Genomic DNA, 12971 nt, shown 5'->3' on the forward strand with positions numbered 1-12971 from the left:
GGCGCACGCGGCGGGCATGTGTGTGGTCAGCGCCACGGTGCTGCCCTACAAGGGCTGGTACGAGTGGACGGCGGAGGAGGAGGCCGTGCGTACGGAGGTGAACGCGTTCATCCGCACCGGTGGGGCGGTCGACGCCGTCGCGGACTTCGACAAGGTCATCAGGAGTCCCTACGACCCGCAGCGGATGCTGCCCACCTTCGACGGCGGTGACCATCTGCATCCCAACGACAAGGGCATGCAGGCCATGGCCGACTCGCTCGATCTCAAGGCGCTGAACTGCGACCGCACGATCCGCTGAGGCTCCGCGCCGGGTGGACATGCCGCTGTGCGAGCGGCGCGTCCACCCGGAGGCGGTCCGTGGTGGGGCTCAGCCCGGTTCGCCGCAGGGGGACTGCCGGGCCATGCTCGCCTTCAGGGCCACCTCGATGTCCGGAGGCAGGCTGCCCTCGCAGGTCCACTCGACCAGTCGGTCGGCGACGCTTCTGACCTTGGTGTTCGTGTGCTGCGAGACCTCGACGAGGACCTCCCAGGCCTGGTCCGGGGTCAGCTGTCCGACTGCGCAGATGACGCCGATCGCCTGATCGACGTCGGCGTGCGAGGCCACGGCCTGCTTGAGCTGCGCCACTTCCTCCCGAAGGGAGCGCAGCTCGGCGGTGGCGGTCGTCGCGGCGCTCTGGTCACGTGTCGGCATCGCTCTCCCTGGTCTGCCACGGCTCAATCGAATTTTCGTTCATATCTACGATGCCAAAACTCCGCGATTTTCACACGCCATTCTACCGATGATCACAGAGTGAAGGTTCACGGTCGCCGAGCCACGGGGCTACGAGCCGAGCCCCGGCCGGGGCTGCCCGGGGCCACGACCCGCACCCGGCCGTCGCCGCACAGCACGGGCCACGCTCGCCGCGCCCCGGCCCAGCGAGTACGATCCGGCCAGACACGCGTACGAGCTGGGAGGACACACGTTGGGGAGGCTGACCGGCGGAGACCCCTCTCTGTTGCGGCGGATCAACTCCGCCGTGGTGCTGCACGCGCTGCGTGCGGCGGACTCCCCCACGCTGACCGATCTGACCCGCGTCACCGGGCTGTCCCGGCCGACGGTCGAGGGTGTGATCGAAGGGCTCATGGAGACCGGGCTCGTCGTCGAGGCCCCGCCCGAGGACATCGAGACGCGGCGCCAGGGCCGCCCCGCGCGCAGGTTCCGCTTCCGGGTGGAGGCCGGGCATCTCCTGGGGGTCGAGATCGGCCCGCACCGGATCGCCGCCCTGCTCTCCGGCCTCGACGGCCGCGTCATGGGCGCGGGATCGCGCGAGGTGTCCGAGACCGCGTGCGCGGACGAGCGGCTGGAGCGGGTACGCACCGTGGTCGCCGACGTGCTGCGCCGGTCCGGGGTCGCGCGCAGCTCCCTGCGTGCCGTCGGCGTCGGCAGCCCCGGCATCGTGGAGGCCGACGGGACCGTGCGGCTGGGCACCGCGCTGCCCGGCTGGACCGGTCTTGCGCTCGGCGAGCGGCTGCGCCGGTCCTTCCGATGTCCCGTCCTGGTGGAGAACGACGCCAACGCCGCGGCGGTCGCCGAGCACTGGAAGGGCGCCGCCACCGACTCCGACGACATCGTGTTCGTCATGGCCGGGCTGAGCCCGGGTGCGGGCTCGCTGATCGGCGGGCGGCTGCACCGGGGCTACGGCGGGGCGGCCGGCGAGATCGGCGCACTGCACCTGCTGGGCCGTGAGGTCACCCCGGAGACCCTGCTCTCCACGACGGACGAACCGCTGCACGCGCTCGACGAGCAGGCGGTGGCCGCGGTGTTCCGCCAGGCCAAGCAGGGTGACGTACGGGCCGGGGAGGCCGTTGAGCGGTTCATCCAGCGGCTGGTGCACGACGTCGCGGCGCTGGTACTGGCGCTCGACCCCGAGCTGGTGGTCGTCGGCGGCTGGGCCGCCGGTCTCGACGGCGTACTGGAACCGCTGCGCGGCGAGTTGGCACGCTACTGCCTGCGTCCGCCCCGGGTGGCGCTGTCACTGCTCGGCGAGGCGGCCGTGGCAACCGGTGCGCTGCGCCTGGCCCTTGACCATGTCGAGGAGCAACTCTTCGCCGTCGAGGGAACGGTGACGGCCCGCCACTGAGTGAGTGACGGGCCGCGGAGAAAGCAATACGGGGTACAGGTCAGGACGCCTTGCGCTCCTGCGCGTGGTGGCTGATCCGCATGTCGCCCTGGTCGCCGAAGGTGAGCCGGCAGGTGTCGGCCCGGTAGGTGGCCACCGACACTGCGGCGGTCCTGCCCGCGGCGAAGTAGCGGGTGGTGACGACGAGGACGGGCGCACCGGGCAGCCGGTCCAGTTCCTTCGCGTCGTCGGCGCGGGCCGAACCGAGCTCGACCGCACGGTCCTGGCCGTCCATGCCGAGGCGCTGCAGCTCGCGCAGCACGCTACGGGCGCGCGCCGGGCCGGACGGAGCCTCGATGCCGGGGAGATCCGGCACGGACCCGACCGGTACGTACAGCAGCTCGGCCGCGACCGACTGGCCGTGCGACATCCGGGTCCGGCGCACCGTGTGGACCTCGTCATCGGTCTCCGCGTCGAGCAACCGGGCGGCGGACGCCGGGGGAACCGACGTCACACAGTCGACGGGCTGCCAGGCGTCGCCGACCGCGCCCGGCCAGCCGTGCTGCGACGCGCCGACGTCCACACCCACGCGGGGCGGGGCGACAGTGGTGCCCACGCCGCGGCGGCGCTGCAGCCGGCCTTCCAGCTCAAGCTGTTCGAGTGCCTGGCGGAGCGTGGCACGGGCAACACCGAAGCGCGCGGCGAGGTCCCGCTCGTTGGGCAGGATCTCACCGACCACGAAGTCGGAGTCGAGTGCCTCGCTGAGCACGGTCTTGAGGTGCCAGTACTTGGGCTCCGGCACCGAGTCGAGCTGCGTGGTCCCCACCCTGATCCTCCGCAATCGCCGTGTGTCCGGCGGATTTCTGCGCCCTTGTTTATTAAAGGTTCCTGCACTAACTCTGCGAGAGTAAGTCCGGCCCTCCCCTTGGTCAAGACCAATGCCCGGAGAACGAACACTCCTGTTACGAGGTGTTCACGGAGCGAGTGCGGCCAGCTTGTCGGGGTTTCGCATGACATAGACGCATTGAATGAGTCCGTCCACCACATCCACCTGAACGACGGTGTCGAGCTTCCCGCCGGACAGGATGAGCAGGGCGGGGCCGCCATTGACCTCCACGAAGCGGAACTCGCTGTCGGGGACGGGCTGCTTGGCCACGGCGAACAGGAAACGGCCCACCTTGTCCGCGCTCTCCATGACCCGCAGCGGCGCCTTGGCCTTGCCGCCGCTGTCGCCGATGAGCCGGGCGTCGGGCGCGAGCAGGGCGTCGATGTCGCCGCCCGACGCAGCGGCGAGGAAGCGCTCGGCGAGGTCACGCTGCTCGGCCGGGTCCACGTCGTAGCGCGGCTTGCGCTCATCGACGTGCCGGCGGGCGCGTCCCGCCAGCTGCCGCACGGCTGATTCCGAGCGGTCGAGGGTGGTGGCGATCTCCGCGAACGGGAACCCGAAGGCCTCCCGCAGCACGAACACCGCACGCTCCAGCGGAGAGAGCGATTCAAGGACGACGAGGACCGCGAGCGAGACGGAATCGGCGAGTACGGCGCGTTCGGCGGTGTCGGGAACCGCCGGTCCGAAGTCGGTCACGATCGGCTCGGGCAGCCACGGACCGACGTACGACTCCCGCCGCGACTGCGCGTGGCGCAGCCGGTCGATGGCGAGCCGGGTGGTGACGCGCACCAGATAGGCGCGCGGTTCGCGCACGTCAGCGCGCTCCTGGGCCGACCAGCGCAGCCACGCGTCCTGTACGACGTCCTCCGCGTCGGCCACTCGGCCGAGCATCCGGTAGGCCACCCCGGTCAGGACGGGGCGGTGGGCTTCGAAGTCGTCGGTCACGGTGTCGGCAGTCACCTCTCCATCCCAGCCGACGACCTCCGCCCTGTCCAGGCGGCATCGGTGCGTCACGCGGCACATCCGCCGGGCGGACCCGCTGCGGCACAGCCTCTTGAACTCGAAGCTACTCAGCGGTAATTGTTACTGACGCGGTGTCTAAGCATGTCTGAGCACTCTTCCCTCGACCAGCCCCTCCGACAACCCCCAACAACCCCCGACAACCCCCGAGCACCCCCGAGCACAGGGAGCAGCAGCATGGCCGAAAAGGTCTCCTTCACGATCGAGTCCGTCCGGGGGAACCGCACGGTCTCCGTCGCGTACGAGCGGACGGGCGCCGGCGAACCGCTCCTGCTGCTGCACGGGGTGGGCCACCACCGGCAGGCCTGGGACCCGGTGATATCGGCGCTGGCCGCCGAGCGCGATGTGATCGCGGTGGATCTGCCCGGCTTCGGCGAGTCGCCCGCGCTGCCCGAAGGTTCGCCGTACGACCTGGCGACGGTGGCCCCGGTGCTCGGCTCGCTGTGCGAGGCCCTCGGCATCGAGCGCCCGCATGTCGCGGGCAACTCCCTCGGGGGCCTGCTCGCCCTGGAGTTGGGACGCACGCGGCTCGTACGGTCGGTCACGGCGCTCTCCCCCGCGGGCTTCTGGACGCAGGGTGAGCGTCGCTACGCCTTCGGGGCACTGCGCGGGATGCGGCTGGGCGCGAAGTCGCTGCCCCTGCCGGTCATCGAGCGCATGTCGCACACGGCGGCCGGGCGGGCGGCGCTCACCAGCAGCATCTACGCCAAGCCCGGCAGACGTTCACCGGAGGCCGTCGTCGCGGAGACCCTCGCGCTGCGTGACGCGCCCGGCTTCGCCCCGACCCTCGCCGCCGGCCTCGGGCTCCGGTTCACGGACGACGTGCCCGGCATCCCGGTCACCGTCGCCTGGGGCAGCCGGGACCGGCTGCTGCTGCGCCGCCAGGGCGTCCGGGCCAAGCACACCATCCCCAGCGCCCGGCTGATCAGGCTGCCCGGCTGCGGACATGTCCCGATGAACGACGACCCCGCACTGGTGGCCCGCGTCATTCTCGACACGGGTCGCAGGGCGGTCGGGGGCTGAGGCCGGGCAGGCGGTTCGGCGCCCGGATGCGGACGGCTCCGGACCGGTTCCCCGCTACCCGGGTCGGCTGTTCACTTGGGGTTCGTGTGCTCGCCGTGGCCGGGCACTAGGCATGGCGTCGCAAGCAGATTCAGCAGACTCAGCAGCAGCAGACGCGACGGGCGCATCAGGCGCGCCTTCACGCCCCGGCGCCCTGCCGCACCCCGGACCGACCGACCCGCCCCTGGAGGCGCATCGATGTCGCACCGCACGCACGGCCCGTCCCCCGACCGCCGTACCCTCCTGCGCGGCTCTCTCGCCGCATCGGCCGCACTGGCCCTGCCCGTCGTCGGCGCCGCCGCGCCCGCCCAGGCGCTCTCGGGACGGCCGGGCGCGCCCTGGGGCGTACAGACCGGCGATGTCACCGCGTCGTCGGGGCTGGTGTGGGTACGGTCGGACCGCCCGGCCCGGATGACGGTGGAGACGTCCGCGACCGAGTCCTTCCGCCGCTCCCGCAGATGGCACGGGCCACTGCTCGGCCCCGGTACGGACTTCACCGGGACGACCGCGCTGCGGGGCCTGCCCGCGGGCGAGCAGGTGCACTACCGGGTCACCCTCTCCGACCCCGACGACCCCCGCCGTACCGGTGAGCCGGTGTACGGCACGTTCCGTACGGCTTCCGCGAAACGACGCGACGGCGTGCGCTTCCTGTGGTCGGGGGACATCGCGGGGCAGGGCTGGGGCATCAACCCGGATCTCGGCGGCTACCGCGTGTACGAGGAGATGCGCCGCCTGGACCCGGACTTCTTCCTGTGCAGCGGCGACACCATCTACGCGGACGGGGTGATCAACCCGAGCGTGACACTGCCGGACGGGCGGGTCTGGCGGAACGTCACCACACCCGAGAAGTCGCACGTCGCCCAGACGCTGGCGGATTTCCGGGGCAACTTCCGCTACAACCTGCTCGATACGAATCTGCGCAGGTTCAACGCGCAGGTGCCGTCCATCGTCCAATGGGACGACCACGAGGTACGCAACAACTGGTACCCGGGGCAGATCCTCGACGACGTCCGCTACACCGAGAAGAACGTCGATGTGCTGGCGGCACGCTCGATGCGGGCGTTCGGTGAGTACTTCCCGATTCCGACCCTCTCCCCGCGCGGGCAGGGCGACGGCCGTATCCACCGGGTGGTCCGGCAGGGTCCGCTGCTCGATGTCTTCGTCCTCGACATGCGCACGTACCGCAACGCCAACTCCCCCGGCCGGCAGCCCGTCGACGCGACCGGCATCCTCGGCGCCGAGCAACTCGCCTGGCTCAAGCGGGAATTGGCGCGTTCACGCGCGGTGTGGAAGGTGATCGCCTCCGACATGCCGCTGGGGATCGTCGTACCGGACGGCGCGACCAACTTCGAGGCGGTCGCGCAGGGGGATCCGGGCGCACCGCTGGGCCGGGAGCTCCAGATCGCCGAGCTGCTGCGGTTCATCAAGCACGCGCGGATCACCGGCACGCTGTGGCTCACCGCCGATGTGCACTACACCTCGGCCCAGCACTACGACCCGTCCCGCGCGGCCTTCAAGGACTTCGCGCCCTTCTGGGAGTTCGTCTCGGGGCCGCTGGCCGCAGGAGGCTTCCCGGCGACCGGGCTCGACGCGACCTTCGGCCCCGACCAGGTCTTCCTGAAGGCGCCGACGCGGGCCAATGTGTCGCCGATGGAGTCGCCCCAGCACTTCGGCGAAGTCGAGATCGACGGCGCGAGCGGGGAACTCACAGTGCGGCTGCGGGCCGAGGGCGGAGCGGTGCTGTTCAGCAAGGCGCTGCAGCCGGGGCGCGTCGGACAGTAGCGGCAGCTCGGGGACCCGTCGCACACCATCGTGGTCCCCGATACCGGCCAAAACAGGGGCCCGGACGCAAGGGCCCTAGGGCCTGTTGCGAAAGTGCTGGTCACAGCCACTCATTGATGGCTGCGACGAGGATGGTGGCTTCGTAGCGGACGGCGAGTTTGTCGTATCTCGTGGCGACGGCCCGGTGACGTTTGAGGCGGTTGATCCCGCACTCGACTGCGTGGCGTTCGCGGTAGTCGGCCTTGTCGAACTTCGGCGGTCGGCCGCCACGGGAACCAAGCTTCCTGCGGTTGCGGATCTGGTCCTTCTTCTCCGGGATCGTGCAGCGGATCCCGCGTCTGCGCAGGTAGGCGCGATTCTTCCGGGAGCCGTACGCCTTGTCGGCGCGGACTTTGGCGGGCCGTTTGCGGGGACGCCCCAGCCCCTTGCGGGGTACCCGGATGCGCTCAAGTACCGGTTCGAACTGCGGGGAATCGCCGCGCTGCCCGGCCGTGATCACGATGGACATGGGTTTTTGCCCCTGCTCGACCGCGAGGTGAATCTTGGTGGTCAGCCCACCGCGTGAGCGCCCGAGCCCGTGGTCGTCCGGCTCGGTCTCGACACCTCCGGGCGGCTCCTTCTGGAGATCCCCCTTTTCACCGCACCGGCGGCGTGCTGATGGGCTCGGCACACCGTTGAGTCGACACTCACATCCCAGGTGATCAGGTCCTTCGCGTCGGCCTGGGCCTGCAGTTCGGTGAAGATCCGCTTCCAGGTGCCGTCCCGCTGCCAGCGCCGGAACAGATCGTAGACCCGGTCCCACGGCCCGTACCGCTCGGGCACATCCCGCCACGGCGTGCCGGCCCGGGTCCGCCACCGGATGCCGTTGATCAGCTGCCGCCTGGGCCATATCGGCGGCCGGCCGGACTTACTGCCCTTCGGCAAGAGCGGTCCCAGCCGTACCCACTGTTCGTCTGTCAGATCTCCACGCGCCACACCGTGATCGTTTCACAGTCAAGATCCACTTTCGCAACAGGCCCTAGTTGAAAACCGGTCGCTAAGCATCCGTAAGCACACTTAACCCGTCAGTCACAGAACGTTCGTGATCACGCAACACCACTGGGTCACAGTGATGCCATGACCGACATGACTGATGTGACTCATACGAAATCCGCGAAGAGCGCCCGCCGCCCGCACCACTGGCGGCGGGACCTCGTCGAACTGGCCGCCCTGTTCACCGCCGTGGCCGTCGCCGACGCCATCGCGAACACCATCGCGCACGGCCCCGACGGGCGATACCTGCTGGTGGCCTCGGCGGTGGCCCTGAGCGCCACGGTCGCGTTCCACACCTGGTGGGCACGACGCCACAGCCACGCACCGCCGCCGCCGACCCCCGGCAGCACCGATACCGGCGTCGGTTCGGACACCGGCACCGACGTCACCGCGCCCGGCTCGGACACGGCGCTGTGGCGGATGCGCACCACCGTCCAGGACCGGCCCGGCAGCCTGGCGGCGCTCTGCGGCGCGCTGACCCGGCACCGGGTGGACATCCTCACCCTGCAGACCCACCCACTGCCCGAGGGCACCGTCGACGAGTTCCTGCTGCGCGCCCCCACCGCGCTCCAGGCCAAGCAGCTCTCCCGGGAGGTGTCGGCCGCGGGCGGCCGCGACACCTGGCTGGAGCGCGCCGACGCCCACGACCTGGTGGACGGCCCCACCCGGGTACTCGGCCTGGCCACCCGCACCGCGTTGGATGCCGCGGAACTGCCGCTGGCCCTGCGTCAGTTGCTCGGCCGCTGCACCATCCACTCGCGGCCCGCGACCACCCTCACCGGCCGGCCATCCGCCGAGAGCGCCCCGGTGGAAGGTGTGCTCGAAGGACCGATGATGAAGCTGCGCGACCCGTCCGGCGGGACGATCACCATCGAGCGCCCCTATCTCCCCTTCACCCCGACCGAGTTTGCCCGAGCCCGCGCCCTCGTCGAGCTGGACGCCCGCCTCGGCCCCCGCATCCCCCGCAGCCAGGACGTCCTCACCCTCCCCGAGGGCAACGAGATCACCGTCCGCAGGGCCGGCCCCGCGGACCTCGAAGCCGCCCGCGCCATGCACGAGCGCTGCACCGACCGCACCCTGAGCCTGCGCTATCACGGCCCGGTGGGCGACGCGGGCCGCTACCTCAGCCACCTGCTGAGCCCCCGCTTCGGCCGCACCCTCGCCGTCCAGACCGCGTCCGGCCGCCTCGTCGCACTCGGCCATCTCCTGTGGGACGGCGACGAGACCGAGGTCGCGCTGCTCGTCGAGGATGCCTGGCAGCGCCGCGGCATCGGCTCCGAGCTGCTTGGCCGCCTGGTGGCACTGGCCGTCGAGGCGCGGTGCGAAAGCGTCTACGCCGTCACCCAGTCGTCCAACACCGGCATGGTCGCGGCCATGCGCGGCCTCGGCCTGCCCCTCGACTACCAGATCGAGGAGGGCACCCTGGTCGTCACCGCGCGGCTCGATGCCCCGTCCGAACGGCCTCGCTCTCCGCTCGACCTGGGTGAACCGTCCGCACTGCCCGGCCGGCGGACCGAGCCGTACGGGCAGGCCGACCGGCACTGAGCGCCTCGCACAGGTCGCGCCACAGATCCTCCACGTCCTCAAGGCCCACGGACATCCGCAACAGCCGATCGCTCACCCCCGAGGACCGCCGGTCTCCTTCCGCCACAATGCGGTGGCTGATGGAGGCGGGGTGCTGGATGAGCGAGTCCACACTGCCCAGGCTGACGGCCGGCGTGATGAGCCGTACGCCCGCGATCACCTCGTGCGGGTCGCCGTACACCTCGAAGGCCACCATCGCGCCACCCAGCTTCGGGTAGTGCACCCGCGCCACCCGCGGATCGGCGGTCAGCCGCCTGACCAGCTCGGCGGCGGTCGCCGACGCCGCCCTGACCCGCACGGGCAGCGTGGCGAGCCCGCGCAGCAGCAGATAGCCGGCCAGCGGATGCAGTACGCCGCCGGTGGCGAACCGCACCTGGCGCAGCGACCGCGCGAACTCCTCGTCGCACGCGACCACTCCGCCCATGACATCGCCGTGCCCGCCCAGATACTTGGTCGCGCTGTGGAGCACGAGCCGGGCCCCGTGCTCCACCGGCCGCTGGAGCACCGGTGTGGCGAAAGTGTTGTCGACGAGCAGCGGAACCGACCCGCAGATGTCCGCGATCGCCTGAATGTCGGCCTCGGCGAGCGTCGGATTGGCGGGGGTCTCCAGCATCACCAGGCCGGTGTCCGGCCGGATCGCCGCGGCGATGTCCGCCGGTTGGACCCAGGTCACCTCGGTGCCCAGCAGGCCGGCGTTCAGCAGATGGTCACTGCATCCGTACAGCGGGCGCACAGCCACCACATGGCGCAGGCCCATGCTCGACCGTACGAGAAGGACCGCGGTGAGCGCCGCCATGCCACTGGCGAAGGCGATCGCGCTCTCGGTCCCTTCGAGTCGGGCGAGGGCCGTCTCGAAGCGTGCGGTGGTCGGGTTGTCGAGCCGGCCGTAGACGGGCGGGCCCTGGAGCTGGGCGCCGGTGGTGGCGAATGCGTCGATCCTGTCGGCCTCCGCCCTGCTGTCGTACGAGGGGTAGGTCGTCGACAGGTCGATCGGCGCGGCGTGCAGGCCCAGCCCCGCGAGGTCGTCGCGGCCGGCGTGCACTGCTTCGGTGGCCAGGGCCCTGGGTGTGGTCAAGGCGTCGGTGTTCATGACAGCACTCTGAACATCTACCGGGCGGTAGTGGCCATGGCCCGTGCTACGTTCGGCCAATGGCTGGATCTGTCGTACTCGACCCGGTCGATCTGCACATTTTGCGTCTCCTGCAGAACGATTCCCGGACCACTTACCGTGACCTGGCGGCGGAGGTCGGCGTGGCGCCGTCGACCTGCCTGGACCGGGTGACCCGACTGCGCCGCACCGGTGTGATCCTGGGGCATCAGCTCCGGCTCGATCCGGCCAAACTGGGCCGTGGTCTCGAAGCGCTGCTGTCGGTCCAGGTGCGACCGCACCGCCGCGAGCTGATCGGCCCCTTCGTGGAGCGCATCACGGCGCTGCCGGAGTCCCGGTCGCTCTTCCATCTCACCGGGCCCGACGACTATCTGGTCCATGTCGCGGTGACGGATGCGGCGGACCTGCAACGACTGGTGCTGGACGAGTTCACCTCGCAGCGCGAAATCGCCCGGGTGGAAACCCGGTTGATCTTCCAGGCCTGGGACTGCGGACCACTGCTGCCACCCGAGTAGGACCGACGCTTGGGTAGTGCGGGCGCCCGGGTAAGGCCGCCGCGGCGCAATGGTGATGACGCAGGTGCCGTCTTCATATGAGGATGTCCGTATGTCAGACACTGCTAACAGCCAGCTCCCCCGCCAGGTCGCCGACACCTACGTCGACGACCTCATCGCCCTCGACCCGATCACCGGCACCTACCTGGGAATCAAGGAGAGTTCCGGCAGCCTGCCGGACTTCTCCCCGGCAGGTCAGGAGGCGCGCGCCGAGCTGATCCGCGGCACGCTCGGCCGACTCGACGAGGCGGAGCGGCTGCCCGGCGCGGACAGCGACATCGAGCGGCGCTGCGGCCGGCTGCTGCGCGAGCGGCTCCTGGCCGAACTCGCCGTCCACGAGGCAGGTGAGGGCCTGCGCGCCGTCAGCAATATCCACTCCCCCGCGCACAGTGTCCGCGAGGCATTCGCGCTGACGCCGACCGGGACGGACGAGGACTGGACCGCCGTCGCGCAGCGGCTGCGCGCCGTGCCCGCCGCCCTGGCGGGCTACCGGCTCTCCCTCGAACTGGGCCTCGAACGGGGGCTCCTCGGTGGCCCGCGCCCCACGGCGACGTTCATCGAACAGCTGACGGACTGGATCGGCACCGACCGCGGCTGGTTCGAGGAGTTCGCGGCGGACGGCCCCGACTCGCTGCGCACCGAGCTGGACGCGGCGGCGCGCGCCGCCACCGAGTCACTGACCGTGCTGCGCGACTGGATGCGCGAGGTGTACGCACCCTCGGTGAAGGGCGCGCCCGACACCGTGGGGCGCGAGCGGTACGCACTGTGGTCGCAGCACTTCAACGGCGCCGATCTCGACCTCGACGAGGCGTACGCGTACGGCTGGTCCGAATACCACCGGCTGCTGGGCGAGATGAGGAGCGAGGCGGCGAAGATCCTGCCGGACGCCGGGCCCTGGGAGGTCCTCGCACACCTCGACATCCACGGCACCCACATCGAGGGGGTCGAGGAGGTCCGGGTCTGGCTGCAGAGCCTGATGGACGAGGCGATCGAGGCACTGGACGGCACCCACTTCGAGCTCGCCGAGCGGGTACGCAAGGTGGAGTCCCGCATCGCCCCGCCCGGCGGCGCCGCGGCCCCCTACTACAGCCAGCCCTCCGAGGACTTCTCGCGCCCCGGCATCACCTGGCTGCCCACCATGGGCGAGACGCGCTTCCCGGTGTACGACCTGGTGTCGACCTGGTACCACGAGGGCGTTCCCGGCCATCACCTCCAGCTCGCGCAGTGGACGCACGTCGCGGACCAGCTGTCCCGCTACCAGGCGACCATCGGCGGAGTCAGCGCCAACGCCGAGGGCTGGGCGCTGTACGCGGAGCGGCTGATGGACGAGCTGGGCTTCCTGCCCGACGCGGAGCGCAGGCTCGGCTACCTGGACGCGCAGATGATGCGCTCCACCCGCGTCATCGTCGACATCGGCATGCATCTGGAGCTGGAGATCCCGGCGGACTCGCCGTTCCATCCGGGCGAGCGCTGGACACCGGAGCTGGCGCAGGAGTTCTTCGGCCTGCACAGCGGTCGCCCCGCCGACTTCGTGGAGAGCGAGCTGACCCGCTATCTGTCGATGCCGGGCCAGGCCATCGGCTACAAGCTCGGCGAACGGGCCTGGCTCCTGGGCCGCGAGAACGCCCGCAAGGCGCACGGCGACGCCTTCGACGCGAAGGCCTGGCACATGGCGGCACTGTCGCAGGGCTCACTGGGCCTCGACGACCTGGTGGACGAGCTGTCGAAGCTCTGATTCACGCGGCGCGCGTGGTGGCCGGGCCCTGCCCACGGGGCCCACGCGGTATTGGCCCGGCCACCGCGCGCTGCACGGCCACGACCTTTTCTGCGGTTCTGCGGTTCTG

Annotated in this window: 12 protein-coding genes; 7 read left to right on the forward strand and 5 right to left on the reverse strand. The window is 70.9% G+C overall.

Features of this window, described 5'->3' with window-relative positions:
• Positions 1-16 precede the first annotated feature (16 nt).
• Positions 17-298: an SGNH/GDSL hydrolase family protein gene (locus ABCR94_RS27670; protein ID WP_347122791.1), complete on the forward strand. Its 282-nt coding sequence runs from the start codon at positions 17-19 to the stop codon at positions 296-298.
• Between the two features lie 69 nt (positions 299-367).
• Here the strand turns inward: ABCR94_RS27670 and ABCR94_RS27675 are convergent, their stop codons facing one another.
• A complete protein-coding gene (locus tag ABCR94_RS27675; RefSeq protein WP_347122792.1) occupies positions 368-691 on the reverse strand; it encodes an ANTAR domain-containing protein in 324 nt (107 codons plus the stop codon).
• 271 nt (positions 692-962) lie between these two features.
• On the opposite strand from ABCR94_RS27675, the gene ABCR94_RS27680 reads away from it, so the two are divergent.
• Entirely contained in the window at positions 963-2120 is a 1158-nt protein-coding gene (locus ABCR94_RS27680; RefSeq protein ID WP_347122794.1) for an ROK family transcriptional regulator, read from the forward strand.
• Positions 2121-2160: 40 nt separating this feature from the next.
• Here ABCR94_RS27680 and ABCR94_RS27685 read toward each other — a convergent pair whose 3' ends face one another.
• Positions 2161-2925 (reverse strand): GntR family transcriptional regulator, encoded by a 765-nt coding sequence (locus ABCR94_RS27685; protein ID WP_347122795.1) that lies wholly within the window; start codon positions 2923-2925, stop codon positions 2161-2163.
• Positions 2926-3072: 147 nt separating this feature from the next.
• Positions 3073-3945 carry an RNA polymerase sigma factor SigJ gene (gene sigJ / locus ABCR94_RS27690; RefSeq protein ID WP_347122797.1) on the reverse strand — a complete coding sequence of 291 codons (873 nt, stop codon included), beginning with the start codon at positions 3943-3945 and terminating at the stop codon, positions 3073-3075.
• 237 nt (positions 3946-4182) lie between these two features.
• Between sigJ and ABCR94_RS27695 the strand changes: the two genes are divergently transcribed.
• On the forward strand, positions 4183-5028 hold the full coding sequence (locus ABCR94_RS27695) for an alpha/beta fold hydrolase (RefSeq protein ID WP_347122799.1): 846 nt from the start codon (positions 4183-4185) through the stop codon (positions 5026-5028).
• Positions 5029-5265: 237 nt separating this feature from the next.
• A complete protein-coding gene (locus tag ABCR94_RS27700; RefSeq protein ID WP_347122801.1) occupies positions 5266-6849 on the forward strand; it encodes an alkaline phosphatase D family protein in 1584 nt (527 codons plus the stop codon).
• Between the two features lie 100 nt (positions 6850-6949).
• Here the strand turns inward: ABCR94_RS27700 and ABCR94_RS27705 are convergent.
• Positions 6950-7824 (reverse strand): IS5 family transposase gene (locus ABCR94_RS27705; RefSeq protein WP_347119540.1). Its coding sequence is split into 2 segments (ribosomal slippage): positions 6950-7486 and positions 7489-7824, totalling 873 coding nucleotides; the frame shifts between segments, so codons are not numbered across the junction.
• Between the two features lie 150 nt (positions 7825-7974).
• On the opposite strand from ABCR94_RS27705, the gene ABCR94_RS27710 reads away from it, so the two are divergent.
• A complete protein-coding gene (locus ABCR94_RS27710; RefSeq protein WP_347123110.1) occupies positions 7975-9426 on the forward strand; it encodes a GNAT family N-acetyltransferase in 1452 nt (483 codons plus the stop codon).
• On the opposite strand, the gene ABCR94_RS27715 is transcribed toward ABCR94_RS27710, so the two are convergent.
• A complete protein-coding gene (locus ABCR94_RS27715) occupies positions 9311-10555 on the reverse strand; it encodes a trans-sulfuration enzyme family protein (RefSeq protein WP_347122802.1) in 1245 nt (414 codons plus the stop codon). The two genes, ABCR94_RS27710 and ABCR94_RS27715, sit on opposite strands and share 116 nt — an antisense overlap.
• A 59-nt stretch (positions 10556-10614) precedes the next feature.
• On the opposite strand from ABCR94_RS27715, the gene ABCR94_RS27720 reads away from it, so the two are divergent.
• Together ABCR94_RS27720 and ABCR94_RS27725 are read left to right on the forward strand one after the other, a co-directional pair.
• On the forward strand, positions 10615-11088 hold the full coding sequence (locus ABCR94_RS27720; protein ID WP_347122804.1) for an Lrp/AsnC family transcriptional regulator: 474 nt from the start codon (positions 10615-10617) through the stop codon (positions 11086-11088).
• A gap of 91 nt (positions 11089-11179) precedes the next feature.
• Entirely contained in the window at positions 11180-12862 is a 1683-nt protein-coding gene (locus tag ABCR94_RS27725) for a DUF885 domain-containing protein (RefSeq protein ID WP_347122806.1), read from the forward strand.
• Positions 12863-12971 lie beyond the last annotated feature (109 nt).

The sequence above is a fragment of the Streptomyces changchenzhani genome (assembly GCF_039766235.1).
Classification (GTDB): domain Bacteria; phylum Actinomycetota; class Actinomycetes; order Streptomycetales; family Streptomycetaceae; genus Streptomyces.

What these genes read in the sequence shown, in the direction of transcription:
- ABCR94_RS27715 (WP_347122802.1), bottom strand. Translation starts at nt 10,555, where the DNA reads ATGAACACCGACGCCTTGACCACACCCAGGGCCCTGGCCACCGAAGCA.
- ABCR94_RS27675 (WP_347122792.1), bottom strand. Translation starts at nt 691, where the DNA reads ATGCCGACACGTGACCAGAGCGCCGCGACGACCGCCACCGCCGAGCTG.
- ABCR94_RS27725 (WP_347122806.1), top strand. Translation starts at nt 11,180, where the DNA reads ATGTCAGACACTGCTAACAGCCAGCTCCCCCGCCAGGTCGCCGACACC.
- ABCR94_RS27710 (WP_347123110.1), top strand. Translation starts at nt 7,975, where the DNA reads ATGACTGATGTGACTCATACGAAATCCGCGAAGAGCGCCCGCCGCCCG.
- ABCR94_RS27670 (WP_347122791.1), top strand. Translation starts at nt 17, where the DNA reads ATGTGTGTGGTCAGCGCCACGGTGCTGCCCTACAAGGGCTGGTACGAG.
- ABCR94_RS27700 (WP_347122801.1), top strand. Translation starts at nt 5,266, where the DNA reads ATGTCGCACCGCACGCACGGCCCGTCCCCCGACCGCCGTACCCTCCTG.
- ABCR94_RS27720 (WP_347122804.1), top strand. Translation starts at nt 10,615, where the DNA reads ATGGCTGGATCTGTCGTACTCGACCCGGTCGATCTGCACATTTTGCGT.
- ABCR94_RS27695 (WP_347122799.1), top strand. Translation starts at nt 4,183, where the DNA reads ATGGCCGAAAAGGTCTCCTTCACGATCGAGTCCGTCCGGGGGAACCGC.